The 26,425-nt window shown below is 69.5% G+C and carries 25 protein-coding genes and 2 pseudogenes; 16 read left to right on the top strand and 11 right to left on the bottom strand.

Annotated features, from left to right (window positions below):
* The first annotated feature begins 336 nt into the window (after window positions 1-336).
* Together ACGFI1_RS24850 and ACGFI1_RS24845 are read left to right on the top strand one after the other, a co-directional pair.
* Window positions 337-858: a hypothetical protein gene (locus ACGFI1_RS24850; RefSeq protein WP_392788292.1), complete on the top strand. Its 522-nt coding sequence runs from the start codon at window positions 337-339 to the stop codon at window positions 856-858.
* A gap of 539 nt (window positions 859-1,397) precedes the next feature.
* Window positions 1,398-1,547, top strand: a complete 150-nt coding sequence (locus ACGFI1_RS24845; RefSeq protein WP_392788290.1) for a hypothetical protein — start codon at window positions 1,398-1,400, stop codon at window positions 1,545-1,547.
* Between the two features lie 291 nt (window positions 1,548-1,838).
* Here ACGFI1_RS24845 and ACGFI1_RS24840 read toward each other — a convergent pair whose 3' ends face one another.
* Window positions 1,839-2,582, bottom strand: coding sequence for a DUF6597 domain-containing transcriptional factor (locus ACGFI1_RS24840; RefSeq protein ID WP_392788288.1), 744 nt, complete (start codon window positions 2,580-2,582; stop codon window positions 1,839-1,841).
* A 64-nt stretch (window positions 2,583-2,646) separates the two neighbouring features.
* Between ACGFI1_RS24840 and ACGFI1_RS24835 the strand changes: the two genes are divergently transcribed.
* A complete protein-coding gene (locus ACGFI1_RS24835; RefSeq protein WP_392788285.1) occupies window positions 2,647-3,216 on the top strand; it encodes a TIGR03086 family metal-binding protein in 570 nt (189 codons plus the stop codon).
* Between the two features lie 109 nt (window positions 3,217-3,325).
* On the opposite strand, the gene ACGFI1_RS24830 is transcribed toward ACGFI1_RS24835, so the two are convergent.
* Together ACGFI1_RS24830 and ACGFI1_RS24825 are read right to left on the bottom strand one after the other, a co-directional pair.
* The gene (locus ACGFI1_RS24830) at window positions 3,326-3,988 is read right to left on the bottom strand and encodes a response regulator (protein WP_392788283.1); all 663 of its coding nucleotides are present in this window, start codon (window positions 3,986-3,988) and stop codon (window positions 3,326-3,328) included.
* The gene (locus tag ACGFI1_RS24825) at window positions 3,985-5,097 is read right to left on the bottom strand and encodes a sensor histidine kinase (RefSeq protein WP_392788280.1); all 1,113 of its coding nucleotides are present in this window, start codon (window positions 5,095-5,097) and stop codon (window positions 3,985-3,987) included. The genes ACGFI1_RS24830 and ACGFI1_RS24825 overlap by 4 nt, the downstream gene beginning before the upstream one ends.
* Window positions 5,098-5,224: 127 nt before the next feature.
* Between ACGFI1_RS24825 and ACGFI1_RS24820 the strand changes: the two are divergent.
* Both ACGFI1_RS24820 and ACGFI1_RS24815 read left to right on the top strand, forming a co-directional pair.
* Window positions 5,225-5,884: pseudogene (locus ACGFI1_RS24820) on the top strand (ABC transporter ATP-binding protein); the annotation flags it as partial.
* Window positions 5,885-5,961: 77 nt separating this feature from the next.
* Entirely contained in the window at window positions 5,962-6,741 is a 780-nt protein-coding gene (locus tag ACGFI1_RS24815; RefSeq protein WP_392788277.1) for an ABC transporter permease, read from the top strand.
* Between the two features lie 1,235 nt (window positions 6,742-7,976).
* Here ACGFI1_RS24815 and ACGFI1_RS24810 read toward each other — a convergent pair.
* From ACGFI1_RS24810 to ACGFI1_RS24800, 3 genes are read right to left on the bottom strand one after another with little or no spacing between them, the layout of a single operon-like run.
* Window positions 7,977-8,636: a DUF5701 family protein gene (locus ACGFI1_RS24810; protein ID WP_392788275.1), complete on the bottom strand. Its 660-nt coding sequence runs from the start codon at window positions 8,634-8,636 to the stop codon at window positions 7,977-7,979.
* Window positions 8,637-8,679: 43 nt separating this feature from the next.
* Window positions 8,680-9,555, bottom strand: coding sequence for a Vgb family protein (locus ACGFI1_RS24805; RefSeq protein ID WP_387076949.1), 876 nt, complete (start codon window positions 9,553-9,555; stop codon window positions 8,680-8,682).
* A complete protein-coding gene (locus ACGFI1_RS24800; RefSeq protein WP_392788272.1) occupies window positions 9,552-10,208 on the bottom strand; it encodes a CatB-related O-acetyltransferase in 657 nt (218 codons plus the stop codon). The genes ACGFI1_RS24805 and ACGFI1_RS24800 overlap by 4 nt, the downstream gene beginning before the upstream one ends.
* 207 nt (window positions 10,209-10,415) lie before the next feature.
* On the opposite strand from ACGFI1_RS24800, the gene ACGFI1_RS24795 reads away from it, so the two are divergent.
* From ACGFI1_RS24795 to ACGFI1_RS24785, 3 genes are read left to right on the top strand one after another with little or no spacing between them, the layout of a single operon-like run.
* Window positions 10,416-11,054, top strand: coding sequence for a LysR family substrate-binding domain-containing protein (locus ACGFI1_RS24795; protein ID WP_392788269.1), 639 nt, complete (start codon window positions 10,416-10,418; stop codon window positions 11,052-11,054).
* Window positions 11,055-11,097: 43 nt separating this feature from the next.
* On the top strand, window positions 11,098-12,192 hold the full coding sequence (locus ACGFI1_RS24790) for an IS630 family transposase (protein WP_392788266.1): 1,095 nt from the start codon (window positions 11,098-11,100) through the stop codon (window positions 12,190-12,192).
* 19 nt (window positions 12,193-12,211) lie between these two features.
* Complete coding sequence (locus ACGFI1_RS24785) at window positions 12,212-12,457, top strand: hypothetical protein (RefSeq protein ID WP_392788263.1); 246 nt, start codon at window positions 12,212-12,214, stop codon at window positions 12,455-12,457.
* Between the two features lie 37 nt (window positions 12,458-12,494).
* Here the strand turns inward: ACGFI1_RS24785 and ACGFI1_RS24780 are convergent, their stop codons facing one another.
* Entirely contained in the window at window positions 12,495-13,028 is a 534-nt protein-coding gene (locus ACGFI1_RS24780) for a hypothetical protein (RefSeq protein WP_392788261.1), read from the bottom strand.
* Between the two features lie 174 nt (window positions 13,029-13,202).
* Window positions 13,203-13,709 (bottom strand): hypothetical protein, encoded by a 507-nt coding sequence (locus ACGFI1_RS24775; protein WP_392788259.1) that lies wholly within the window; start codon window positions 13,707-13,709, stop codon window positions 13,203-13,205.
* A 605-nt stretch (window positions 13,710-14,314) separates the two neighbouring features.
* Between ACGFI1_RS24775 and ACGFI1_RS24770 the strand changes: the two genes are divergently transcribed.
* Window positions 14,315-15,013, top strand: a complete 699-nt coding sequence (locus tag ACGFI1_RS24770) for a hypothetical protein (protein ID WP_392788257.1) — start codon at window positions 14,315-14,317, stop codon at window positions 15,011-15,013.
* A gap of 87 nt (window positions 15,014-15,100) precedes the next feature.
* Window positions 15,101-15,217: pseudogene (locus ACGFI1_RS24765) on the top strand (IS110 family transposase); the annotation flags it as partial.
* A 162-nt stretch (window positions 15,218-15,379) separates the two neighbouring features.
* On the opposite strand, the gene ACGFI1_RS24760 reads toward ACGFI1_RS24765, so the two are convergent.
* Window positions 15,380-15,790 (bottom strand): RidA family protein, encoded by a 411-nt coding sequence (locus tag ACGFI1_RS24760; RefSeq protein ID WP_392788255.1) that lies wholly within the window; start codon window positions 15,788-15,790, stop codon window positions 15,380-15,382.
* 106 nt (window positions 15,791-15,896) lie between these two features.
* Here ACGFI1_RS24760 and ACGFI1_RS24755 point away from each other — a divergent pair, with 106 nt between their 5' ends.
* The 3 genes from ACGFI1_RS24755 (at window position 15,897) to ACGFI1_RS24745 (ending at window position 20,700) form a co-directional block, all read left to right on the top strand.
* Window positions 15,897-16,871 (top strand): alpha/beta fold hydrolase, encoded by a 975-nt coding sequence (locus ACGFI1_RS24755; protein ID WP_392788252.1) that lies wholly within the window; start codon window positions 15,897-15,899, stop codon window positions 16,869-16,871.
* A gap of 200 nt (window positions 16,872-17,071) precedes the next feature.
* Entirely contained in the window at window positions 17,072-19,252 is a 2,181-nt protein-coding gene (locus ACGFI1_RS24750; RefSeq protein ID WP_392788249.1) for an alpha-ketoacid dehydrogenase subunit alpha/beta, read from the top strand.
* A gap of 29 nt (window positions 19,253-19,281) precedes the next feature.
* Window positions 19,282-20,700: a dihydrolipoamide acetyltransferase family protein gene (locus tag ACGFI1_RS24745; RefSeq protein WP_392788247.1), complete on the top strand. Its 1,419-nt coding sequence runs from the start codon at window positions 19,282-19,284 to the stop codon at window positions 20,698-20,700.
* A 143-nt stretch (window positions 20,701-20,843) separates the two neighbouring features.
* Here ACGFI1_RS24745 and ACGFI1_RS24740 read toward each other — a convergent pair whose 3' ends face one another.
* Window positions 20,844-21,788 (bottom strand): alpha/beta hydrolase, encoded by a 945-nt coding sequence (locus ACGFI1_RS24740; RefSeq protein ID WP_392743440.1) that lies wholly within the window; start codon window positions 21,786-21,788, stop codon window positions 20,844-20,846.
* A 140-nt stretch (window positions 21,789-21,928) separates the two neighbouring features.
* Complete coding sequence (locus ACGFI1_RS24735; protein WP_387076901.1) at window positions 21,929-22,627, bottom strand: GntR family transcriptional regulator; 699 nt, start codon at window positions 22,625-22,627, stop codon at window positions 21,929-21,931.
* Window positions 22,628-22,900: 273 nt separating this feature from the next.
* Between ACGFI1_RS24735 and ACGFI1_RS24730 the strand changes: the two genes are divergently transcribed.
* The 3 genes from ACGFI1_RS24730 to ACGFI1_RS24720 are packed head-to-tail and all read left to right on the top strand — an operon-like array spanning window position 22,901 to window position 26,402.
* Window positions 22,901-23,854, top strand: a complete 954-nt coding sequence (locus ACGFI1_RS24730) for a sugar ABC transporter substrate-binding protein (protein ID WP_386872993.1) — start codon at window positions 22,901-22,903, stop codon at window positions 23,852-23,854.
* A 47-nt stretch (window positions 23,855-23,901) separates the two neighbouring features.
* The gene (locus ACGFI1_RS24725) at window positions 23,902-25,383 is read left to right on the top strand and encodes a sugar ABC transporter ATP-binding protein (protein WP_392788244.1); all 1,482 of its coding nucleotides are present in this window, start codon (window positions 23,902-23,904) and stop codon (window positions 25,381-25,383) included.
* A 20-nt stretch (window positions 25,384-25,403) separates the two neighbouring features.
* Window positions 25,404-26,402, top strand: a complete 999-nt coding sequence (locus ACGFI1_RS24720; protein WP_392788241.1) for an ABC transporter permease — start codon at window positions 25,404-25,406, stop codon at window positions 26,400-26,402.
* The last annotated feature ends 23 nt before the right edge of the window (window positions 26,403-26,425 follow it).

The raw sequence follows: 26,425 nt of genomic DNA, 5'->3' as shown, positions 1-26,425 counted from the left end.
CACCAGCACCAGCAGCGCCTGGCGGCGCGGGCTCAGCGCCCGCCACCGGGTGCCGATCCGGCAGCGATGCTCACGCACCAGGCCAGCCACGAAGGGAGCGCGGCACGGTACAACAGCACGTGAAGCTCCTGTGCAGACAGGGTTGATCTTGGTCGACAACCTCATCTAGCAGGAGCTTCGCTACTTATGGGAGGCGATCACCCGTCCGCAACCGCCCCGTGACCTGCGGACTCAGGTTGGAATCAGCTCATTGGAATGGGTTCCGGCCACGCTGTCACATTCGAGCGGTCGGCGGCGTCTTCATGTCGAACCTGCAACTCGTAGAGGAGGGCGGGCATGTCCAAACGAGTCATACTCCTGCTACTCGGACTGGTGGCCACGCTCGTGCTCGGCTTGGCAGGGCCGGCGTCGGCGATCACGTACGAGTGGGACACCGCTGAACGCGGCACCGATTCCATTCCGGCCGAGATGCAGTGCGTCTGGAACGACTACGCCAGGGTGTGCTACCACTCCTACGGAGACACCTTCTGGGTCCGGGACGAAAACAGCGACGGCCAGTCCGCGGTCGCCGACTGGCGGGACTACTCGGGCGACACGGGCGCCCTCCGGCGGAAGGGCGGCTGTCGCAATGCGCTAGGGTCCGGGAAGTGGGCGCGCTGCAACAAGAACTTCGCCGAGATCGACACGATCTACTTCCGCCCCTGCCGGGTTAACTGGGGTGCCGGTGAGCGGACGCCGAGCGAATGCGGGTACTGGATCGCCTGCAAGGCAAACGGCACGGGCTGCTGGGCGCCCTCCTCGGCAGAGGTCAACGCCATACAGGAAGGGCGTAACCCGCTGAAGGTACGCACTCGCTAATCGGACAGCACTGACCAGTGCCACTGACCACCGCTGCTCGCCGGAACGGTCACTTCAATGGAGTGGTGTATAGGTTGATCTCCGCGTGATCCTGTTTCTGCACGTTAAGCAGTAAGTGCCTGCTGCTCGGTAGCCGGGTCGGGCGTGGTGCTGTCGATGACGCGCAGCCGGGCTTTGGCGAGGAATTCCAGTCCCATGTAGCGGCGGGCTTCGGTCCATTCGCCGGTGCTTAAGATCGTTGCATCTGGGTAGGATGCGCCAGATGCCCCGGGGTGAGGGGTGTGGCTGATTCGTCGTCTGCCGCTGGGTGGCTTGAGCAGAATGGCCGCCTCGTCGCCCTGGACGCCCCGTTCGTATATTGAGATCTGATGCGAATCGTCGCTGTTTAGGGATCTGCTGGCGGGTTGCCCATGGGCTGACCTGCGAACGGAAGCGCGGTTATCGGCGACGGTTCGAGATGTCGTGTGGATCGGGATCGACGCTGGCAAGGCACACGATCACGCGGCGGCCGTTGGTCCTGATGGTGAGGTGCGGGGGCGGTGGATCTGACCAGCGCGGCGGCCGCGTTGCCGCTGGCGATGTTGCTCACCACCGGGCAGAAGGTGGTCTATGTGCCAGGCCGCACGGTGAACGGGATGGCCGGGGCGTTCCGCGGCGAACGCCCTGGGGGTACTGGCGAAACTCTTTGATCAGCGGCAACGTGAAGTCTTCGGTCCGCCGGATTCCACGCTAATGCTCTTCGCCGGGGGAGCCGGGCGAGGAGCCAGCAGAGGGTCCGACCTGCACGGTAGGCGGATTGCCTCTACCGCGGCGGAGGCGACGATCCCGAGGCGGCCGGAGGCAACCGGGCCGTCAGCGCCTATCGCGCCGACCTGCGCGAGACCCCGCCTGGGCCGATCTGAACGCGGTCGCCGGCCCGGCGCCCTCGCACATCGCAGGCTCCTGTTCCCTTGCCGGGACGTCGAGTCCGGGGAGGCGGACTAGTACCGCTGTGCGTACCAGGTCGGTTGCTCGCCGAACATGCCTTTGAAGTCGCGGATGAAGTGGCCCTGGTCGGCGTAGCCGAGGTCGGCTGCCAGCGCGGCCCAGTCGATCGCCCCGCCGGCGGCCATGCGTGCGGTCACCTCGTGCAGGCGGTAGCGGCGGATCACCCGCTTGGGCCCGATGCCGACGTATTCGGTGAACAGTCGTTGCAGTCCCCGCATGCTCAGCCCGAGCTCGCCGGCGAGGTGTTCGACCTTGGTCATGGTCCTGTCCTTGGCGATCAGCTCGACCGCGGCCACCGCCCGGCTCGCCCGGGGGTCGTCGTCCGGCAGGTGTTCCAGCAGGAATGCGTCCACGGTCGGCACGTCGAGCGTCGTGGGCAGGTCCGGGCCGAACACCTCGATCGCCGGGACGGCGCGGTCGGTGATCGTCGAGACGCAGGCGCCGAGGAACGGGCGGAAGCAGCCTGGCCGGAACGCGACGCCGAAGACGTGGTCGCGGCCCTTGAGGACCTTGATCTGGTAGCCGCTGCACACGCCGTTGACGTCCGCACGGCCGCCGCCGAAGGACAGGTGCACGTTCGGGTACGGCACGATCTTCTGCCGGTAGGGCTCGGCGTAGTCCCAGCGAGCCTCCCAGTACCGCTCCACCCATGGCGCGAGCGCCGGCGACGGGTCGTGGAAGGTGTGGCGCTGATACCTGGTCCACCCGCCGCGCAGCTCGCGAACGTCCCGCTCCACATGGCAAAGCATATGTCGCCTTTGTCCAATACCTCTCCGGCGCGGGCCACCTAGCGTCGCTGCCATGTCACATCTGTCCGACGCTGCCGAGGCCATGGCCGCGGTCGCCCGCACCATCAACGACGACCAGCTCGCCGACAGGACTCCATGCACGGAGTACGACGTGCGGGCACTGGTCAACCACCTCCTGTTCTGGGGCCCGTCACTCGCCGGCGGCGGCCGCAAGGAGTCCGTTCCGCAGCCGGCGGCTGCCGAGTCCGATGTGGACCTGGCGGCCGGCGACTGGCGCGGCCGCCTGCTCGCGCTGCTGGACGACATCACCTCGTCGTGGGCGCCACCGAGCGCCTGGGAGGGCGAGACGAGCATGGGCACGCCGCAGACGCTGCCCGCGCCCGTCCTGGGCGACATGATCACCGGCGAGCTGGCCATGCACGCCTGGGACCTGGCAGTCGCGACCGGGCAGCGACTGGAACTACCCGCCGGCCTGCTGACGCATCTGCACGACACGGTGTTCGCCAGCGTGGAGCAGGGACGCGAGATGGGCATGTACGGACCACAGGTCGCGGTGCCCGCCGACGCACCCACCTTGGACCGCATCCTCGGCCTGACCGGCCGTGATCCCGCCTGGGCGTGATCACCGACTGGTGACGTCGGATCGACCGGGCACATCACCCGCCCCGCAGCCTGAACCACCGGCGCTGCTGCCGATTCAAAATGGCCTGATGGACGCGGAGTGGTCCGGCTCAGCGGCCCGGCGGAGCGTCCAGCAGGCCGTGGTGCAGGGCCTTCAGCACGGCCCTGGTCCGGTCTCGCACGCCCAGCTTCGCCAGGACGTTGGAGACGTGGTTCTTCACCGTGCCCTCCGCCAGGTGGAGGGCGTCGGCTATCTCCCGGTTGGCGTAGCCGGCGGCCAGCAGGCGCAGCACGTCCCGTTCCCGGTCGGTGAGCGGCTGGGGCGGGAGGTCCCGGGGGGCGTCCGGGTCCGGCATGCGCCGCATGGCCTGGAGCAGCCGTTCGGTCAGGCCCGGCTGGACCAGCGTGCCGCCCTCCGCGAGCGTGCGTATCGCGGTGACGACCTGGTCGAGGGTGACGTCCTTGAGCAGGTAGCCCGACGCTCCGGCGCGGAGGGCGCGCAGCACCAGTTCGTCGTCGTCGAACGTGGTCAGCACGAGGGTGGGGACGGCGAGCCCGCGCTCGCGCATCGCGGTGAGCGTGGCGATGCCGTCCCGGCCGGGCATGCGGAGGTCGAGGAGGAGGACGTCCGGGGGGGCGAACTCCAGGACGGCCAGCGCCTCGTCGCCGTCCGCGGCCTCGGCGGTGACGGTCACCTCCGCGGACAGCTCCAGCAGGTGCCGGATCCCCTGCCGCACCAGCGTCTGGTCGTCGGTGACGCACACGCGGATCACGGCGCCGGCACCCTGGCGCGGACGGTGAAGCCCGACCGGGTGTCGAACGACACCTCGCCGTCGAGCTGGGCGATGCGCTCGCGGACGCCGGTCAGGCCGTTGCCGAGGCGCAGCACGGACGCGCCGCGGCCGTCGTCGCGCGCGGTGAGGACGATCTCGCCGCGCCCGGTCCGGCCGATGTCGATCCACAGGTTCTCGGCCTCGGCGTGCCGGATGGCGTTCGTGACGACCTCCTGGACGCAGCGGATCAGCACCGCGGTGCGCGCCTCGTCCGGCTCGACCTCGCCGGCGACGCTCAGGTGGACGCGCGGGTGCGGCAGGTCCGCGACGATCTCCGCGAGCGCGCGGTGGAGGGGCGGGGTGCGGGCGCGCAGCTCGCCCACCGCCGTGCGCACGTCGCCGAGCAGGTCCCTCGCCAGTCCGCGGGCCCGTGCCACGTGGTCGGCGGCGGGCGGCGCGCTGTGGTGCGCGGCGACCTCCAGTTCGAGGACGAGCGCCGTGAGCCGGTGGCCGAGGAGGTCGTGCAGCTCGCGGGAGATGCGCAGCCGCTCGGCGGACCGGCTCGACTCCGCCAGCAGCGCGGTGGCGGCGCGGAGCTCGGTGTTGGCCACGGCGAGGCGTTCCCGGGCCGCGCTCTCGCGCTGCTCGCTGCGCACAGCCCACACCGTGCAGACCTGGAGCATCGTGTAGAGCGACGCGGTGAGCAGCACGTCCATGACGGTGCCGTCGCGCAGCATGGGCGCCGCACCTGCCACCGCGCTGTTGAACCCGAGCATCGCCGCCGTGTCGCGCAGCGTCGTCCGGTGAGCGGTGACCGCGGTGACGAACACCAGCAGGATCGCGAGCCAGGCGGCCTGCACGCCCAGCAGGACGGTCGCGGCGCCCGCCGCCGCGACGGCGAGCAGGAGCGCCCGCCGGCCGGCGCGGCGCGGCGCGTCGTCCAGGAGCGCCGACGTGAACAGCGCGAGGAACCCGAGGTAGCAGGCCCACCACAGCCAGGACGGCCCGATCGTGACGTCGCCGGCGGAGAACGCCACCGGCGCGCCGACCAGCAGGCAGACCGCCAGGACGCTCGCCGCGCCCCAGACCGCGAGATGGGACTTGGCCATGCTCGAAGGTTACGGGCATCGCGCCGGGCCGGACCGTGCCGGAAGTCATGGGTGCGGTCCATGACCTCCGGCACGCGCGCGCGGGCGCGGCGGACGCCTAGCGTTTGCGGCCGGAAGGGGCGTGACGATGGCTGTTGTCGAGGTCGAGGGGCTGCGCAAGCGGTACGGCGGGACGGTAGCCGTGGACGACGTGTCATTCACCGTCGAGCACGGGGAGATCTTCGGGATCGTCGGCCCGAACGGCGCGGGCAAGACGACCCTGGTCGAGTGCGTCGAGGGTGTGCGGCGGCCGGACGAGGGCCGGATCAGCGTGCTGGGGCTCGACCCCCTGCGGGACCGCGCGCGGCTCCGGCAGGTGATGGGGGCGCAACTGCAGGGTGGCGGGCTGCCCGACAAGCTGCGGGTCGGCGAGGCGGTGTCGCTGTACCGGTCGTTCTACACCGACGGCGCCGACCCCGGGCAACTGCTGGACGAGCTGGGCCTGGCGAGCAAGCGCGACACGGCATTCGAGGACCTCTCCGGCGGCCAGGCGCAGCGGCTGTCGATCGCGCTGGCGCTGGTCGGCAGGCCGCGCGTCGCGGTGCTGGACGAGCTGACCACCGGCCTCGACCCGCGGGCGCGCCGGGGCACCTGGGAGCTGATCGAGCGGATCCGCGACACCGGCGTGACGGTGCTGCTCGTCACGCACTTCATGCCCGAGGCGGAGCGGCTGTGCGACCGCGTCGCGGTCATCGACCGGGGACGGATCGCCGCGCTGGACACCCCGGCAGGCCTGATCGCGCGGGCGGGGACCGGCTCGGAGCGCGCCACCCTCGAAGACGCCTTCCTGGCCCTGACCGGGCGGACGCCCGAGGAGGAGGACGGATGACGACCCACCGGCCGCCCGCGCGGGCGTGGGCGATGCTGACCTGGACCGAGGCCAAGCTGGTCGCCCGGGACACCGCCGGGCTGGTCATCCCGCTCGGCCTGCCGATGCTGATCATGGTGATGTACGGGCTCGGCGCCGAGGGGGCGGGGAAGGAGCGCTTCCGCGGGCTCCCCGCGCTGGACGCCTTCATCGTCCCGATGACGATGGTGATGGTGGTCGCGCTGATCGGCCTGGTGAACATGCCGGCCGTCCTCGCCACCTATCGCAGGACGGGCGTGCTGCGGCGGCTGGCGGTGACGCCCGCGCACCCGCTGATGGTCCTGGCAGCCCAGGTGCTGGCGAGCCTCGCCCAGGTGCTGGCCGGCGTGCTGGCGGCCCTGGTGGTGGCGCGGCTGGCGTTCGGCGCGTCGATGCCGCGCGGCGCGCTCACCGCGGCCGGCGTGTTCTGCCTGGTGACGGCGACGATGTACGCGCTCGGCATGCTGGTCGCGGCGGTCGCGCCGTCCGCGAACGCGGCCGTCGCGCTCGGTCTCGTGGGGTTCTTCCTGACGATGGCCCTCGGCGGCGGTTTCGGACCGCGCGACAACCTCCCGGACCCGTTGGCGACGCTCGGCGAGTACCTCCCGTACGGGGCGGGCGTGGAGGCGTTGAGCGCCGCCTGGACGGGCGTGCCACCGGACCTCGCGCATATCGCCGCGCTCGCCGGGATCGCCGCGCTCGCCGGGATCGCCGCGCTCGCCGGCGCGGTCGCGGCGAAGGCGTTCCGCTGGGACTGACGTTCTGCCCGGGACGTTGCGCTCGACGGCGCCCCGGACGCCGGCGGGGCCGGGAGAGGAGCGTCCTCTCCCGGCCTCGCCGGTCTCGGCGTCGTCAGCCCTCACAGTGGAAGATGCCCCACTTCAGCATGCCGGACTCGCCGCCGCGGACCCAGTTGCCCAGGCCCGCCTTCATGCGCTCCAGGTACTCGGCGCTGATCTGCCGGGAGATCTCCGCTTCTCGCGCCTCGGTCTCCTGGAGGACCCGCCCGTAGTGCGTGGTGAGGTGCGGGGGTGAGGTCCTCGAAGGCCGGCGTCAGACCAAGCACCCTCACCGCGCGTTTGGGCAGGTTGAGAGCCTCCGGGCGGGTCCGGCCCTTGACGTAGCCGGGCAGGACGGTGCTGTCGCCGGTCCAGTCGATGTCCGCGACGCCCAGTGAGGAGATCCCGTCGGCGACGATGCCGCTGTGCACCGCCAGCAGCGCCTGGTAGGCGATGGCCACGTCCAACGTGGGAAACAACGCCTCCCGCGCATCACGCAGAGTTTCCGTCGAGCGGAGAAGCCGAGCCTCAAAGCCGAGCGACCCGGTGCCCATCTGCCGCAGCGCCGGTCGGTGGAGCGGCCCCTGGTTTTAGAGGCATGCTCTCGCTGGGAGCATGCCTCTTTGTGCACCCTGCGCGGGCCGAAGAGGTCACACGTTGCCTGTACGCTCCTCGTCCTTGGGACGCGGGGCTCGCGGGCGCAGCCAGACGTCTTCGTGGCTGTGTGGGAGGAGTCTGGGAGATCATCCTCCTCCCACACACCAACGAGGTCACAAGTTCCTCTTCGCCATCGTTACTGTTCGTGGCCGTTGGCTCTAAGGCCGGCTGGGGCTGGCACCGTCGGCCTCGCGATCGATCTCGTACTTGCTGAACTTCCTGCCCTCCCCGGCAACGGCTGCACTTCATGGCGTCGGAGAAACCCTCGACGGTGAGCTTCATGACCTCCCGGCCCGCCATGAGGTGGGGACACAACCGACTCGTCCCCTCATAGGCCACGTGGCCGCACGGCTAGATCTGCATGGACGGAGTCTCCCGCGTCGACGACCGGCCGCCACCCTGGCCGCATGAGAAGAGCGAAGAGCTGGGCTGTCCAGGCCCGGCCACGGGAGGGGCCGATCATGTCGGCGGCGAAGGTGAGCCGGGGTCTGGCCGGCGGAGCTGCCCTTGGCGGCGGCGATCGAGGATTGCCGCTCGCTACCTGACTTCTGTCCCTCTCAAACGCTGTCGCGGTGGGCGGCGGAGGCCATTCCGAGCCAGGTGTGGGGGTTGCCTTCCCAGCACCAGCCGAGTTTGGGGGCGTTCTTGCTGATCCATATCGCCGGGACGCGGCGGTCGCCGCAGCGTGAGCCGCCCAGGGAGTAGCATTTGTTCTTGACCAGGACCTCTGGGAACTGGGTGGTCATGGCTATGCCCTCCTCGATGGTGAGCGGGGTCCGTCCTCGGTCGCGGATGGTGTCCATGGCGGCGTTGGGGATGGCGCCGCAGAACTCCTCGCCGCGTTCGATGTCGAACAGCAGGTAGACCGGCTGGTCGGGGAGGTCGGTCTCCTTTATGGCGAGGAAGCGTTCAAGGGATCCGGGTTCGAAGGAATGGTCGACGAAACCGGGTTTGGCCTTTCCGCGTAGGGTGGTGCGCGGCATCATCTGCTCGATCGGGACGACCTGGCGTTGCACCACCAGCAGGAAGGGCAGTCGGCCGGCAGCGGGCTCGCAAGCGGGGTTCCCTGCGCTCACGGCGACCGGCCGCAAGGGCGTCACCAGGGCGTGGAACTGCTCTGGGGTCATGTCGGCCATGGCCGGGTATTCGCACTCGACCAGGGTGTGGACCTGCCGGTCGAATTCTGCGCCCGCGTCGAAGGTCGTCTGCGGTGTCATGAGATCCTCTCGTGATATCCGGCGATTCAGGGGCGGGAACCGCTCAGCGGGTGATGCGGGCGAGGGCGCCGGTTTCCAGCGCCGCCCACAGGGCGCCGTCCGGGCCGAGGGTGATGCCGTGGGGTTCCGAGCCAGGGGTGGGCAGGTCGTGCACCTCGATCACGCCGTCGCCGGTGATGGAGCCGACGCGGTTGCCGCCCCACTCGGTGAACCACTGCTCGCCGTTGGGGCCGGGCGTGATGGCGTGCGGCCGGGCGGTCCGGTCGGGCAGCGCGAACTCGGTCACCCGTCCGTCGGTGGTCATCCGGCCGATCTGCCCGGCGGCGATCTCGACGAACCACAGGCAGCCGTCGTGTCCGGCCGCGATGCCCACCGGCGCTGCGGCCTCGGTCGGCAGGGGATGGACGGCGATCGCTCCGTCCATGCCGATCCGCCCGATCGCGTTGGCCTGGTTCAGAGTGAACCACATCCCGCCGTCCGCACCGGCGGTGATCGCGGAGGGGAACGCGCCGGTGGCGGGGAGCGGGAACTCGCTGACCCGGCCTTCGGTGGTGATCCGGCCGATCCGGTCGGCGGCGGTCTGGGTGAACCACAGTGCCCCGTCGGGTCCGGTGGCGATGCCGTATGGGCCGCAGTCCGGGGTGGGCAGCGGGAACTCCGAGACCGTGCCGTCGAGGGCGATCCGGCCGATCCGGTGCGCCCGGTACTCGGTGAACCAAAGCGCCCCGTCCGGCCCGGTCGAGATGATCGTCGGCCCGCACGCCGGATCGAGCCGGTGGATGCCGGGCTCCTGGCCGGGGACGAACCGGCCGATGCCGCCACCGTGGACGAGCGTGAACCACAACGCGCCGTCCGCGCCGGTGGTGACCGCGTACGGGCCGCCGCCGCGACCGGCTACGACGTGCTCCTGGATGATCAACGGCTCTCCCCGCGACGGTGCTGGACGGCGATGCGCTCGATGTCGGCCGGGGTTCCGGCCATGATGGTGCGGGCGTGCTCGGTGACCAAGTCGGCGGGCCAGTCCCACCAGGCGGCACGGCGCAGCCGGTCCACGTCGGCGTCATCGAAGCGCCGCCGGATCTCCCGCGCGGGGTTGCCGCCGACGATCGTGTAGGGCGGCACGTCCGCCGTGACGACCGCGCCGGCCGCGATGATGGCCCCGTCGCCGATCCGGACGCCGGGCATGACGAAGGACTGGTAGCCGAACCACACGTCGTTGCCGACGAGGGTGTCGCCCCGGCTGGGCATGGCGGTGACGATGTCCAGGGTCTGCTCGGCCCACCGGCCGCCGAACATGGTGAACGGGAACGTGGACACGCCCATCGTCGGGTGCTCGGCGCCGGCCATCAGGAACCTGGTTCCGGTCGCGATCGCGCAGTACCTGCCGATGATCAGCCGCTCGGGCCCGTAGGCGTAGAGCACGTTGCGGTGCTCGAAGTCGGGCGCGTGGTCGGGATCGTCGTAGTACGTGTACTCGCCCACGTCGATCGCTGGTGATTTCACCAGCGGTTTGAGGAACACCACCCGGTCGTGGGCCGGCAGCGGGTGGACGGTGGTCGGGTCGGGAGACAAGGAAGTCCTTCGCGGATCGGTCGGCGTCGCAACGGTTCCACCCTCCGTCAAGGCGCCGTTCTTGATCAACGTGGACTTCGTAAACTGATCGATAACCCGGCTGTTATGGATCGGAACGAGGCGAGTGGAGCTGCGGGACATCGAGATCTTCCTGGCCCTGGCCGAGGAACTGCACTTCGGCCGTACCGCCGAGACGGAATCGAGGCGGTGTCCGCCGCCGCCCGCGGTGCCTCGGGGACGCTGACCCTGGGCGCCATGGGCCCGCAGGCCTGGATGATCCAGAAGGTCGTGGATCTGTTCCAGACCCGTTACCCGGCCGCGCGGATCCGCCACCGCGACATCAACCCGATCGACCCCCTGTCCCTGCTCCGCTCAGGCGAGATCGACCTCGGGCTGCTGTGGCTGCCGATCCGCGAACCGGGTCTCACCGTCGGCCCGGTCACGCACACCTCCGCGCTCATGCTCATGGTCGCCGACACCCATCCCTTCGCCGGGCGCGAATCGGTATGCCTGGAGGACTTCGGCGACTGCACCTTCATCTCGCCCAAGTCCGCGGTCCCGGCATACGTCGAGGAGGTCTTCCAGCCCTCCCACACCCCGGCCGGGCGTCCCATCCGACGCGGGCCGCAGATCGCGAGCTGGCACGACCAGTTGACGGCGGTGAGTTCGGGACAGGCCGTCGCCGCGACCGTGGCCGAGGCCGCCCGCTTCTACCCCTGGCCCAACCTGGTCTACGTCCCGGTCCGCGACGCCCCGCCCTGCCGATGGGCTCTCGTCTGGCGCATCGCCTCACTGTGTCCGGCTCACAACACGCCGACACTCACCGCACTTCGAAACACGCCCTAGTGTTCTGCGCCTGAAGTCCGTTGTGTAAATCTATGCTGGGCCGATGGCGAGGACAGGGCGGCCGAAGCAGCCGTTTTCGGTGACCGCGACCGAGCGGGCGGAGTTGGAGCGCGGGGCTCGGGCGGCGACCTCGACGCAGGCGTATGCGTTGCGGTGCCGGATCGTGCTGGCGTGCGCCCGGCCGGGGGCCTTTCACACGCATGTGGCCGCCGAGTTGGGCGTCTCACCGCCGACGGTGGCCAAGTGGCGTCGCCGGTTCATCGAGCACGGGCTGGCCGGGCTGGCCGATGAGTCCCGCCCCGGACGTCCGCCCTCGATCCTGCTGGACAAGGTCCAGGAGGTGGTCACACTGACTTTGGAGCAGACCCCGGCGGGCGCCACGCACTGGTCGAGGGCCTCGATGGCCGAGCGCACCGGCCTGAGCAAGTCCACGGTCGGGCGGATCTGGCGCCGGTTCGACCTCAAACCGCACCGGGCCGATACCTTCAAGATCTCCACCGACCCGCTGTTCGTGGAAAAGGTCGTGGACGTGGTCGGGCTCTACCACCATCCGCCCGAGCGGGCCGTGGTGCTGTGCGTGGACGAGAAGTCGCAGATGCAGGCCCTGGACCGGTCACAGCCGGTGCTGCCGATGATGCCGGGCATGCCCGAGCGGCGCACCCACGACTACGCCCGGCACGGCACCACCAGCCTGTTCGCCGCGTTCAACATCGCCGCCGGCACCGCCGGCACCGAACTGCACCGCCGGCACCGCGCAACCGAGTTCAAAAAGTTCCTGGTCGCGATCGACAGGGCCGTCCCGGCCGAACTGCAGGTGCACCTGGTCTGCGACAACCTGGCCACCCACAAGACACCCCTCATCTACGACTGGCCGGCCCGCCACCCCCGCTTCCACGTTCACTTCACCCCGACCGGGTCGTCCTGGCTCAACCAGGTCGAACGCTGGTTCGCCTACCTCACCACCCAGCTCACCCAACGCGGCGTCCACAAAAGCGTGCAAGCCCTCGAAGCCGACGTCCGCGCCTGGGGCCCGCAATGGAACACCAACCCCAAACCGTTTGTGTGGACCAAGACCAGCGAAGAGATCCTCGACTCTCTCGCCCGATATCTACAACGTATTTCAGGCGCAGAACACTAGTCGACGCCGAGTTCGAGGGATGGCGAGTGCGGCATGGCTGGTCGGGCTGGTTGCAGCGATCTCGACCCTGGCGTTCTCCCTCGATCCTGGGGAGAAGTACGACATCGAGTACGGCGCCAACTATGCGGTGACGCTGTCCGCGGCCTACGTGGTGGTGTTCTTTCGCGTGTGGCGGTCGGCAAAGCAAAGGCCGTCGCCGGAGAAGGTCGCGGAGTGGATGGACCCCTCGTTCGGGACGGTCGACCGGCACTACCGCCGGCGGTGAGGTAAGGACGGCCGCGCCGAAATCCTGCGGCTCCGCACTACCAGGTTTCGGTCAACTGGCCCAGGTGGCGGGCGATTCCCGGGGCGTTGGGGTCGGTGCGATTTGCTGAGACGGCGCGGATCAGGGCTTCGAGTTCGTGCGGGGGAGGAGGGCGCAGGGGATCATCCGAGGTTCCGAGCGGCAGGCGGATCGCCGCTTGGCCGGGAGGGCGGACGATCAGCAAGCGGGGCTCCGGCCGACCGCTCATGGTCATCGCTGACCTGTGCAGCGCGAATCGGGCGGTGCGTAGATCGCACTCCGCGTATCCGCGTACCCGTCGCTGGATGAGCACGGGCCCGTCCAGCCAGAACGCCTTCCGACGCTCTTGAAGGCCCCGCACCAGCACGGCCGGACCGACGACGACGGGGAAGGCCAGCAGCACGAAAGCCGCGGTGCCCTGCCCGATCAGCACCAGGACGAGCGAGATGACCGGCGGTACGAGAGCAAGCGGCGCCAGCAGCGTCCAGAAGATGGTCCAACTCTTCGACGTCGCCCCCATCGACAGCCGCTGCCCGCGCGCCACATCCCCCACCGCCCCTTCTCACCTTTGGGGATGGGACGCAGCAAGGCACCACAAGGTTCATCGACGATGGCAGCGCAAGAACTGAGCCGCCCGAGCACCCGACCGCAGCCCTCGCCGTTTCCGCGCTACACCAGTGTCCTTCCCGAGATCGCCCGCGAAGCCGCTGCAGCACTGGTGCCCAAATCACCAGGCGGCGCCGCCGGGTCTGGCGGAATCGGCTGGCAAGCGCGGCGATGTCGGCGCTGGAGGCCGTCCACCACAACCCACCCCCACCCGCGCCCACGCCGGGGTCGATGAGGGTGGGATGATCCATGATCGCGGGCGTGTGCTCGCCGGGCGCGGGCGTGCGCCAGCGCACCGGGACCGGGCCGGGGTCATCCAACGACCGCAGCCGTTCCACTGTTCGGCCACCATCTCGGCCAGCAGGTCCTTGGCGCGCGTCACCGCGTCGGGAGCAGAGACGCTCTGTCCGGCCAGTGCGCGGGAGCGGCGCCGAGCCCACACGGACGTCGAGACCAGCTCCACGGCGGCGGCCAGCACGAACCCTCCGGTGAGCTGTGCGCGGTTCGCCGCAATCTGCAAGCCGTCCTCGCCGGTCGAGGGTGCGAACGTCGCTACACCCAGCAGCACCACACCGACCACCGCCGCCGCGACCGCCAACCGCGGCCACCAGGCCCTGCCATTGCGCATGACCACCATCCTGGGACCACCGCCGCACGTCTATTGGGCAAAGGCCGAAAACGGCCTCACCGAGCAACCGCGCCCCCGCAGTGGCTCGCCCGTCCACTGCCATTCAAGCTGACCGTCGATCACTATTTCCGTGGCCGCGGCCGCGAAGGAGGCAGGTCTGGTGACCATAGTCAGCGACGACGTCGAGGCCAGTTGCGCCGAAGTGCTCACAGCCCTCAAGGCTGCGGCGGCCTTTATCGCCGATCACGCACTGGGGTGTTCCGTGCGGACCTCGGCCACATCCGCGACCCCCCGGCGAAGATCAGCCATGCAAATTCCAGAGTCCGACACGACCCCGAAGCTGACGACGTTCACCTACACGGCGCGGTGCCAGCGGCTGCGCCAGGTAAAGGGCAATGGAAAACCGTCGACTTCGGCTACTACCTCGACGGTCTGGTCCGGCAGCAGACATAGGAAAAGGCCGACGGCACGGTCGTTGCCGAACACACCCTCGACTACGACCTCAACGGGCAGCGCAGCCGAGATGTGGGCCGGAAGTTGAACGCCGACGCCTCCGACTCGTACATCACGACGACCGCCGACTACACCTACGGCCCGCGTGATCGGTGGCCAAGGTGGTCAAGACCGGTGCGGGATCCGAGATCTACGTCCACGACGCGAACAACAACGTCATCGAGGAAACAATCAACGACGTCACGACAACATACAACTACGACCGGAACCGACTTCTCGCGTTGGCCTCAGGCGGCGTCGTCGGCACCTACAACTACGACCCCTTCGGCAGACTCAACACCGTCACCGTTGCCGGTCGCGTCATCGAGCGCAACAAGCACGACGGTTTCGACCGCATTATCGCGAAACAGACTCAGGGTGCGACGGGTGGCCTGTCTAGCACCCACTACACCTACGATCCGCTCGACCGCACCAGCACCAAGACCACCGGAGCGGGCGGAGACAGCGAGAAGACCACCACCTCCCTCTATCTCGGGCTGTCGGCTGAGATTCTCACCGAGGAAACCGCCGGCGGAATCACCAAGTCCTTCGACCGGCTGGCCGATACCGAGATCATTGTGGCCGCCGCCAAGCAGGGCAGCCTACCGCCGCCCGCCTCGGCTTCGGCGGTTGCCGAGGCCGAACAGAAGATCGGCCACCGCCTGCCCGTCTTGCTTCGCCGCCTCTACTTCGAGACGGCGAATGGGGGCTTCGGGTCCGAAGGCGGCATCGGCAGACCGCTGATGAGGGGCATGACCGCGCAGCCCACCCGGGCTGGCAGGCTCTTTATAACGTGGATGCCGGCACGCTGATGCCGCAGTCCAGGCCGGGGAGAACGCATCACTTCGATCGGAGGGCAGCACGTGAGCGACCCCCGCGACACCGGCGTCTTCTGCGGCATGGACGTCGGCAAGAGCGAGCACCACGCCACTGGCCTGACCCCAAGCGGCAAGAAGGTCCTCGATCAGCGGCTTCCCAACAGCGAGTCCAAGCTGCGGGAGTTGTTCGACCAGGTGGGGCTTCCGCCCACCCGGTCGGTCGGTGACGTCACCGCCGGCTGGATGAGGGAGATCTGGGATCGGGGGACGATGGTGCCCGCCCTGTCGATCGAGGGCGGTATCGCGACGTACTCCTTCTACGACCACATCGCCTTCGGCATCGCGAGGTCGTCGGGGGCCTCAGGGCAGGACGGCGGTCGCCTCCACCTCGACCCGGATCTCGGGGATGTAGAGGATGTCGACACCGATCAGCGCGAGTGGGGCCGGGGACCAGCCCATCTCCCTGCGGACGTCGGCGATCGCGGTATCGAACTCCTCGCTCATGTCGGGTGACCATCGCGCGGCGTAGATGGTCACGCGGACCAGGTCGTCGAAGGTCGCACCGACGGACTCCAGCCCGGTTCTGACGTTGCGGAAGCTCTGGACGAGCTGGCCGCCCAGGGTGTCGGAGACGAGTACGCCTTCGGAGTTCCAGCCCACCTGGCCCGCCAAGGTGACGGTGCGCGTCCCGGTGGCCACGGCCACGTGCTTGTACAGGCCCAGCGGGATCGGGGTCGGCATCCCCGCGGGGTTCGTCAGGGTGACGGACATCGTGGACTCCTTGGTGTGGTGAGCGGTCGCTCGGCGGCGCACCGCCAGCCGAGCGGATCCAGCTGGCTAGGTAGATTGGATCCAATCTACCTAGACTTCTAGATGGATGAACCATCTTGCCCCTGCGTTTGCTGATGCTGAGCCGGTGGAGCTTCTGGCTTCCCTGGACAATGTATCCAATCCCTGTCATAGTGATGCGGGTCGCACCACTCGATCTCACGTCTGGACGCCGTTGGACGACGGCATCCGGCGAGAGGAGGAACCGATGACGAACGCAGCCAGGATCCCGGTCGCGGACGGGGAACTTCATGTCGACGACACCGGCGAATCCGACCTCGTGCCCGTGGTCTGCCTGCACTCGCTGTTCCTCGACAACCGCCAGTTCGATGAGTTCACGGCCGCCGCGTCCGGACGCCTCCGGGTCATCCGGCCCGACTTCCGAGGCCAGGGCAGGAGCAGTCCCGCCACCCGCGAGATCATCACCGTGGAGAGCTGCGCCGGCGACATCCAGGCACTCCTGGACGTCCTCGGGGTGAGGCACGCGCACTTCCTGGTGTCGTCCATGGGCGGTGACGTCGGGCTCCGCGTGGCGGCGAACCGTCCCGACCTCATCCGGTCGATGGTCATCACCGGGTCCTCCGCGCGTGCCGAGCCGCCGGGGCAGCTGGCGGAATTCCTGCAGTGGGTGGAAGACGTCGGTGAGCGAGGATTCGTGGACGACGTCCTCACATCGACCATGCGGATCATGCTCGGTGAGACCACCCTCGCGGATCCGGACCGCCGCGACGTCGTCGATCTGTGGACGCGCCGCATCGCCTCACTGACACCCGATCTCAAGCCGGCCATGGCGGGCGTCATCCGCCGGTCGTCAGCGCTCGACCTTCTCAAGGACATCACTGCGCCGACGCTGGTGATCTCCGGGGAGGAGTGCATCGCGCGCCCTCCGGAATGGGCCGAGGAGCTCGCCCGGGGGCTGCCGAATTCGCAGCTCTGGATGATGGAGAAGATCGGTCACAGCCCATTGATGGAGGCACCGGAAGTCGTGAACGCGAGGATCCTCGACTTCTTCGCCGAGCACTGAGGGCCCGGCGTTACCCAAAGGGCCGGACGCGCCCTCTTCACCGGCCGGTCGTGAAGAACGATGAGGGCCGCCCCCGCATCCGCCCGTTCGCGGGTCCACGTTTCGCATGTGCCCGTGGGCGGCGGCGACGCCGGTCCGGCCGACTCTGCGGCTGTGAAGCGCCGCTATCAGCTATTTGAGTGCGCAGGAGTTGGATCCACTTGTCGAAGCACACCAAGCTCGCGCCGTCATCCCCCTGGGTGCGGGTCTCCACGAGCCGCCGCGACTGGGACGCCGCCGATCCCGACCGCCTGGTCCAGTTGCTGTGGCGGGCACAGTGGATCCGCTCGTTCGAGGAGTACGTCCTCGAACTCGCGGGCCAGGGCCTCGTGCACGGGCCGGCTCACTCGAGCATCGGCCAGGAGGGCGGCGCCGTCGGCAGCGTCCTGCCGCTGCGCCCGGACGACTACGTCAACGGATCGCACCGCGGTCACCACCAGTTCCTCGCAAAGGCCTTCGGCCACGTCCTCCCGCCCGGGGGCGGCGCGCCGCCGGAACTGACCGATGGCGTGCGGGACGTGCTGCGCCGCACCCTCGCCGAGATCTGCGGGCTGGCCGAAGGGTATTGCCGCGGCCGCGGCGGGTCGATGCATCTGCGGTGGCGCGAAGCGGGCGCGATGGGAACCAACGCCATCGTGGGCGGAGGCGTGCCGCAGGCCGCCGGGTTCGCCTGGAACATGCTTCGCTCCGGTACGGACGCGGTGAGCGTGACGTACTTCGGCGACGGCGCCGTGAACATCGGCTCGGTGCTCGAAACGTTCAACCTCGCCGCCGCGTGGAAACTGCCGGTCTGCTTCTTCATCGAGAACAACCAGTACGCGGTGGCGACCCCCGTATCGGCTTCGACCGCCGAACCCCGGCTCTCCGGTCGCGGGCTGGGGTTCAACATCCCCGCGTGGCACGTCGACGGGATGGACCCGCTGGCCGTGCACCTGGCGATGGCGGAGGCCCTCGACCACATGAGAGCGGGCAACGGACCGACGATCATCGAGGCGGACGTGTACCGCTACTTCCACCAGAACGGCCCCTACCCGGGGTCCGCGTTCGGCTACCGGGACAAGGCAGAAGAGCGGGCCTGGCGAGAGCGTGACCCGATCGGGCTGCTCAGGCGGCAGGTGGTCCGCCGCGGCATCGCCACCGAGGATGAAATCACCGCGGACGCCGCCCGCGCCGACGAGGTGATGCGGGAGATCGGGGACGGCTTCTTCGAGCACGTGCCCGGCGGCGGTCCGAACCGACGCCGGGTGATCGGCAGCCTGTGGCCCGATCCCGGATTCGTCGATGTCGGCGTGCGCGGAGATCTGCGGGAACTCGACGGGCTGCGCTACGAGGACCAGGGCGCCTTCTCGGGCGAGCTCGGCGAACGGCGCTTCATCGACGTGGTCAGCGACGTCATGGCGCGCCGGATGGAGACCGACGAGTCGATCGTCATCCTGGGCGAGGACGTCGACCGCCTCAAAGGCGGGACGAACGGAGCGACCAAGCGCCCCCTTGAGCTCTTCCCGGACCGTGTCCTCGGCACCCCCATCAGCGAGAACGCCTTCGCGGGCCTCGCCGGTGGGATGGCGCTCCACGGCCGGTTCCGACCGGTCGTGGAATTCATGTACGCCGACTTCATGTGGGTCGCGGCCGACCAGCTGTTCAACCAGATCGCGAAGGCGCGCCACATGTTCGGCGGCGACAGTGCCGTCCCCTTCGTCCTGCGGGCCAAGCTCGCGGCCGGAACCGGCTACGGGTCCCAGCACTCGATGGACCCCGCCGGCATCCTGACCACGGCACCGGGTCTGCGCGTCGTGGCGCCTTCGACCCCGTTCGACTACGTGGGCCTCATGAACACGGCCCTCGCCTGCGACGACCCGGTGATCGTCCTTGAGCACGTGGACCTGTACGCGTCGACCGGCCCCGGGCCCGTCGACGACCTCGACTACCACCTTCCCGTCGGAAGGGCGGCCGTCCGCCGGACGGGCGTGGACGTGACCGTCATCAGCTACCTGAGCATGGTCGGGGAATGCCTGGAGGCGCTCGACGCCCTCCCGGAGATGTCGGCGGATGTCATCGACCTGCGCTGGCTCGATCGCGCCAGTCTCGACTGGGACACCATCGAGGCGAGCGTGCGGAAGACGAACCGCGTCCTCATCGTCGAGCAGGGCGCGGTCGGCACCTCCTACGGAGGGTGGCTCGCCGACGAGCTGCAGCGGCGCATGTTCGACTGGCTCGACGCCCCCGTCGAACGAGTGACCGGCGCGGAGGCCTCGCCCAGCATCAGCAAGGTCCTGGAACGCGCTGCCATCGCCAAGGCCGACGAGGTCGTCGCGGCGCTGCGCTCGATCGCCTCCACCTGACGTCCACGAGCAGAGAGCGAGTCGCACGCATGGCAGAGCTGCTGCCCGTCCCCGAGGTCGCCGCGGGCGCCACCGAGGTCGTCCTGTCGGAGTGGCTGGTCGAACAGGGAGCGCCGGTCAAGGCCGGATCCCCGATCGCCATCGTCGAGACCGAGAAGGCCGTCGTGGAGATCGAGGCCGAGGTCGACACGGTGGTGCTGCGCTTCCTCGCCGAACCCGGCGCCGCCTGCGAGGTCGGATCACCGATGGCGCTCGTCGGCACCGCCGACGAGACGAACGCCGACCCCGACGCACTCCTCGCCGGCCTGGGAATCGGCCCATCCGCCGGCAAGGGCGAGAAGGATTCCGAGCCCGCGCCACCCCGGCGGGACGTGTCCGAATGTGAACACGAGCCCGCCGCGTCCGGACCGGGCCCCGTACCGCGACAGCGGACCGGGGACGTCGGAGAGGCCGGCGCCCCTGGGGCCTCATCATCCGGAACCAGCATGCGAACGGAGTCGAGCCGGCGGTTCATCAGCCCCCTCGCACGCCGTCTCCTTCGCGAGGCCGGCGTCGCCGTCGACGACGTCACCGGCACTGGGCCGAACGGACGCATCATGCGTCGTGATGTCGAGCGGGCGATCGCCCGGCATGCCTCGACGCCCGCCGAGCCCGCCGCCGAGCCCGCCGCCGAGCCCGCCACCGGCGTCCGTCCCCCGGGCGACGCGTCCGCGGCCGTCCCGGCGGACCGCGGTCATCGCGCGCCGGCGTCCGCGGGCGCCTACGTCGAGGAGGAGCACTCCCGTCTGCGCCGTGCGGTCGCCGCACGGCTGACCCAGAGCAAGCGGGAAGTCCCGCACTTCTATCTCAAGCGGGCGGCGCGCCTCGACGCACTCCTGCGGCTGCGCGGTCAGGTCAACCAGCAATCACCCGCTCGGGTGTCGGTCAACGACTTCGTCATCCGCGCCGTCGCGGTCGCGCACCGGGCCGTGCCCGACGCCAACGTCATCTGGACCGACGCGGCGATGCGCCGCTTCGAATCGGTCGATGTGGCCGTCGCCATCGCCTCGGAACGCGGACTGGTGACGCCGGTGCTCCGGTCCGCGGAGTCCATGTCGGTCAGCGCCGTGTCCGCCCAGGTCAAGTCGTTCGTCGAGCAGGCGAATACCGGGCGGCTCTCGCAGCGGGATCTCGAAGGCGGATCGATCAGCGTCACCAACCTCGGCATGTACGGCGTGGACGAGTTCGCCGCCATCATCAACCCGCCGCATTCGGCGATCCTCGCGGTCGGTGCGGCGCGGCCGACACCCGTGGCGGCGAACGCGCGGGAAGGGGCGGCGGTCGAGGTGGCCACCATGGTTCAGCTGACACTCTCGGTCGACCATCGCGCCATTGACGGAGCGCTCGCGGCCCAGTGGATGGACGTCCTGGTCAACGGCCTGGAGAACCCGTTGCGGCTCCTGGTCTGATCGGCGAACCGCACGGGAAGGCGCCGTGAGGCCGTGCGATGCGCGTCGTCCGCACGAGCGGAAGTCCCGGAGTCGCGTAGGAGAGCGGGCAGGCGAAGCGACACTTCCGGTCAACGGGATCTGCCCCGCTCCGTGGTGGAGGTCTAAGCGAGGGAGAGCCGATGCGCGTCGGCGAGGCAGCGCCGGTGAAAGGCGGCCGACTGATCGATGGCGTCCTGGCCTTCGGGCAGGATCGCGGCGAAGAGGTGCCAGACATGGAACATGCTCGGCCATACCTGGAGGTCCGCCCTGACACCGCTTTCGGCCAGGTGCTCGGCGAGACGGATCGCACTGCTCATCATGACCTCCGCTTCGCCGACCTGGACCAGGACGGGAGGCAGGCCGCCGACCGCGGCGTGAATCGGTGAAGCATCGGGTTCGTCCGGCCGGGCGCCCTGGAGGAAGGCCCGTGCCTGCACGTCCAGCGCCTCGCGGGAGCACAGCGGATCGGTGCCTGCGCGGGTCCGCATCGAACGGCCCGTGTGCGCGAGGTCGCACCACGGCGAGATCGCCGTCGCACCGGCCGGCAGCGGCCAGCCGCGGTCCCTGGCATGGACCATCACCGACACGGTGAGGCTCCCGCCGGCCGAGTCGCCGGCGAAAAGGACCGACCGAGGGTCGACCCCCGTCTCCAGGAGCGCGCCGTACGCCTCGACGCAGTCGAGGATCGGTGCGGGGTAGGGGTGCTCCGGCGCCAGGCGGTAGTCCGGAAGGTGGACGACGGCGTTGTTGGCGATCGCGATCCTGGAGGCGAGGCCGAGGTAGCCGCGCGGAGCGCCGAACAGATAGGCCCCACCGTGGAAGTACATGATGTGGGCGTCCGGCGTTCCGTCCGCCGGCCTGACACGCATGGTGTCCACGGAGCCGAGCCGGGACTCGTCGATGACGACACCGTCGCATACGGGATGGCCCATCAGCATCTCGACGTATCCGGCGCGGAGGTCGTCGAGGCTTCGACCGCCCGCGTCGGCCTCAAGGAGGTCGAGCAGGTCGGTGAGACTGTCGCGCCAGTCCTGGAGACGACGCTCGACCGGGGGACTGTACTTCATGGCTTTCCTTGTCGTTGAGCGCCCGCCATGCGCAGGCTCCGCCCGCGCGGACCGCGGCGGGGAAGGGGACGGGGCGGGGACTGGGGCTGTTCGTTGGTGGGGAGCCGGCGCCGCGGCTCGTCGGGGGAGTCGCGAATGCTCTAGTCGAAGCGCTCGGGGTGCTCCGCGAGCGTGATGCGGGTGCGTCGGATGTGGCCCGAGAGGAACCGCTCCGCGTCCACGGCGTCCCGGCGGCGGATGGCGTCGATCAGGAGGCGGTGCTCGTACTTGATGATCAAACGGCCGTTGTCGTCGATCAGCTGGGCGTAGGCGCGGCGGTAGTGCTGCGTGGTGTTCCAGAAGCGCGTGATGGTCGAGAGCAGCTGCTTGTCTTTGCAGCCGACGTAGGTGGCCAGGTGGAACTCCCGGTCGAGGAGCACGAAGCGGTCGGGCGACGGGGCCGTCTCCACCTCCGCCTCGATCTCCTCAAGGCGATCGATGTCGCGGTCGGTGATGTTCTGCAGGCTCTGAACCAGGGCGAGCGGATCGAGGCGCTCCCGGATCCTGTACGCGGTGTCGAACTCTGCGTAGTCCAGGTCCACGACCCGGGCGCCGCTATAGGGCTTCAAAGTGACCAAGCCGTCGGCCTCGACCATCCGCATGGCCTCCCGCACCGGGATGCGGCTGGATCCCAGCCGCTCCGCGATCTCCTCCTGGCGGATGCGTGAGCCGGGAGGGTACTCCCCGCTGAGGATGGCGCTCCTGATGTAGTCGGCTATGCGCCGGCTGGTCACATCGGCTTTGTCCGTCCGACTGGGAGTTGGCACTGCGTCCTCAGATTCGTCGGGGGTGGCGTCCATGGAGCACTTCTTCGCGCTGCGGCGGCGGGCTACGGGTTGACTGTACACAATCGGTAGGCGATCTCTCGATGAGACGCAAGATTGCATCCACATCGGGGCGAACGGCCTGAGCTGTCCAGGCAAGACAGGCTGATTGTTTGGCTGATTGGATACAAGAGCGTTGACATTGGATCCAAAGCACCTTACGTTGTGACTCCCCTCACAGCTCCGCCCGGAGCCGGCGCCCGCAGCGGCCCGCACCCGCGCGGACACCCAACCCCGGGAGGTACGAACATGACGGGAACTCGCCCATGGGCGATGGGCCTCGCTCTGGTCGCCCTCGCCTCTGGACTGGCGGGCTGCTCCGGCGAAGCGGGCTCGTCCGGCTCAGGGAGGACGCTCGGCCTCGTCCAGTTCAGCGGCGACGACGTCTACTCCAACAGCGCACTCCAGGGTGCGGCCGACTACGCCGAGTCGAAGGGCTGGAAGACCATCACGGTCGATGCCAAGGGCTCGGTCGACGGCGCCAACACCGCCATGGAGAACCTGGTCACCCGTGGCGTCGATGCGATGGTCGTCAGCGTCTTCCCATCCTCGGCGCTCGGCGCCGGCGTCGCCGCCGCACGGCAGGCCGACGTCCCGGTCGCCAACTGGGGCGGTGGGCGCGCCGACGGAGTCCCGTTCGCCGCCGACACCGCTCTCGGCGACGAACTCGCCGAACGGGTCGTCAAGGACATGGGCGGCGAAGGCGAACTCCTCGCCCTCGGCTACCGTCCGGGCCTGCCGTGCCAGAATCGCGAGAAGTCCCTCGACGAGGCGGTCAAGGGCACCGGCATCAAGGTCACCAGGCAGCAGATCACCATCCCGGGTGCCGTCACCTCCGCGTCCGAGGCGACGCTCGGCTGGCTCGCCTCACATCCCGAAGGCGGTGGACCGCTCGCCGTCTGGGCCTGCTTCGACGACCCCGCGGTCGGTGCGGTCTCCGCCCTCCGGCAGAGCGGCCGCGATGACGTCCTCAGCTACGGCCTCAACGGGACCGCGCCCGCGCTCGAACTCGTCAAGGACGGGGAACTCACCGCGACCCTGTGGATCGACGGCCCCGGTCAAGGCGCGGAGCTCGCCAAGCGACTCATGGCCGACCTCGACGCCTCCGGGCCGGCGGACCCAGCGGAGATCGGCGGTACGACCCAGGTGATCGACAAGGACGGTGTCAATGAGTTCCTCAAGCAGCACCCTGAGATCCGCTGAGACCGTGGCACCCGATCACGACCGGCCGAGGAGCGCCCCGCATCGAGGTGCGGGGACTGGCCAAGACCTATGGCGCCGTCCGCGCGCTCAAGGGCGTGGACGTCGCCTTCCGCGGGGGAGAGGTCCACGGGCTTGTCGGCGCCAACGGCGCCGGCAAGTCCACCCTTGTGCGCTCGCTCGCCGGGCTCGAGCAGCCCGACGCGGGCAGCATCCGCATCGACGGCGTCGAGACGCACATCTCGAGCCCGGCGGCCGCGAGCAGGCTCGGTCTCGCGTTCATCCACCAGGAACTGAACCTCGTCGAGCCGTTCACCGCCTCCCAGAACATCATGCTGGGAAGCCACGACGGTGCCCGGCTCGCCTACCGGCGGCTCGCCGGCGTGGACGCCACGGCACGCGAGGTGGCGCGGGCCGTCGGCATCGACTTCAGCCTCGATCGCCCCGTCGCGCACCTGTCCGTCCACCAGAAGTGGCTGGTCAGCATCGCCCGCGCCCTCGTCAACGACTGCCGGTTGATCGCGATGGACGAGCCCACGGCCTCACTGGACGCCGATGAGTCCGCGCGCCTGCTCAAGGTCGTCCGCGACGTGGCCGACCAGGGGATCGCGGTCCTGTTCATCAGCCACCGGCTGGACGAGATCCTCGAAGTGTGCGACGGGGTGACGGTGTTCCGTGACGGCCGGATCTCGACCACCCTCGAGCGGACGGAGTTCACCCGCGAGGCGCTGATCGGAGCGATCGTCGGCCGCGGGATCGCGTCCTCGCGGGCCGGCCACCGGCCGGCAACGCCCGCGGACCGGCCCGTCGCGCTGGAGGTCGCCGACATCCGCCGCGGTAGGGCGCTGACCGGGGCCGGCCTCACCCTCAGGGAGGGCGAGCTCCTCGGGGTGGCCGGACTGGTCGGCTCCGGGCGCACGGAACTGGCCCGCGCCATCTTCGGCGCCGACCGGATCGACACAGGGACCATGCGCCTGTTCGGACAGCCCTACACGCCGAAATCGATCGCCGACGGAATCCGGAACGGGATCGCGTACGTCCCCGAGGAGCGCCGCGCCGAAGCGCTGTTCCTCGACCTGTCCGTGACCGGAAACCTCTACGTGAACACATGGAAGAAGCGCCGGTTCCGGTTTCTGCCGCTCATCTCGTCGCGAACGGCCGAACGGCAGGCGGCCGGAGCGGCGCGGCGACTCGGAGTGGTGCTGCGCGACGGCGGGGTCGGCCAGCCCGTCGGCGGGCTCAGCGGCGGCAACCAGCAGAAGGTCGTCATCGGACGATGGCTCGAGACGCAGCCGAGGGTCCTCCTGCTCGACGAGCCGACACGCGGTGTCGACATCGGCGCCAGGGCCGAGATCTACCGGCGGATACGCGACCTCGCCCGCACCGGGATGTCGGTCATCGTCATCAGCTCCGAGTTCGAGGAACTACTCGAGTGCGACCGGGTGGTCGTGATGAGCGCCGGCGCCACGGTCGGCGAACTCGACGGAGACTCGATCACCGTCAACGCCATGCTCCAACTCTGCTACAGCTGACCCCACCCCAGGAAGCACCCATGACCACCACCATCGCGCCGGCGCGAACCACGTCCGACCTGGGACGAGGAGTCCTGGCCTTCCTCGCCCGCCATGGGACCGTGATCGTCCTCGCGGCCATGATCGTCGGTTTCGGCATCGCCCGGCCGGCGCAGTTCCTCAGCGACCGCAACCTGATCAACGTGCTCAACGAGAGCGCGCTGCTGGCGATCGTTGCCGGGGGACTCACCTACGTCCTCGTCGCCGGCCAGTTCGACCTCAGTTTCGCCAACGTCATCAGCTTCTCGGGCATCCTCTGCGTCGGCCTGATGGAACGGAACGGGCTGCCCGTGCCCGCCGCCATCGGCAGCGTGCTTCTCGCCGCGGTCCTGGTCGGGGCAGTCAACGGTCTCCTGGTCGCCCACCTGCGGATCAACGCGATCGTCGCAACCCTCGGTACCTCGACCGTCCTCCTCGGCGTCAACTTCGCCTACAGCAACGGCGCGCCGATCACGCTGGAAGCCGGTGCTTTCACCGACCTGGCCCGAGGGCGGCCCGGAGGAATCCCGATCCCCGTCCTCATCATGATCGGCGTCCTGGTGGTCCTCTGGGTGATCCTCAACCGGACGCTGCTGGGACATCACCTGCAGGCGACCGGATCCAACCCCGTCGCGGCCCGCCTGGCCGGCGTCGAGGTCGGGCGAGTCACCGTCGCCGCGTTCGTGGGCGTGGCCGTGTGCGCGGCACTCTCGGGCGTACTGCTCTCCGCCAGGATCGGCAGCGGAATGGTCACCGCGGGCGACGGCTTCCTGCTGAGCGCCTTCGCCGCCGCGTTCCTTGGCGCATCGGTCATCCGCGACGGTCAGTTCCACATCCTCGGCACCTTCGTCGGAGTTCTCATCGTCAGCATCGCCGGCAACGGCCTGGCCATCCTCGGCGCGCAGTCCTATGCCCTGTACCTGGTGCAAGGCTCGGTGCTCCTGGCCGCGGTCGCCCTCAGCACCACGAGCCGGCGGCTGCTCGGCCAACAGCGTCGATGACGAGAGCATCCGGCGAGCAACCC

The sequence above is a fragment of the Actinomadura geliboluensis genome (assembly GCF_043197915.1).
In the GTDB taxonomy this organism is placed as follows: domain Bacteria; phylum Actinomycetota; class Actinomycetes; order Streptosporangiales; family Streptosporangiaceae; genus Spirillospora; species Spirillospora geliboluensis.
This window is presented reverse-complemented; position numbering and strand designations above follow the sequence as displayed.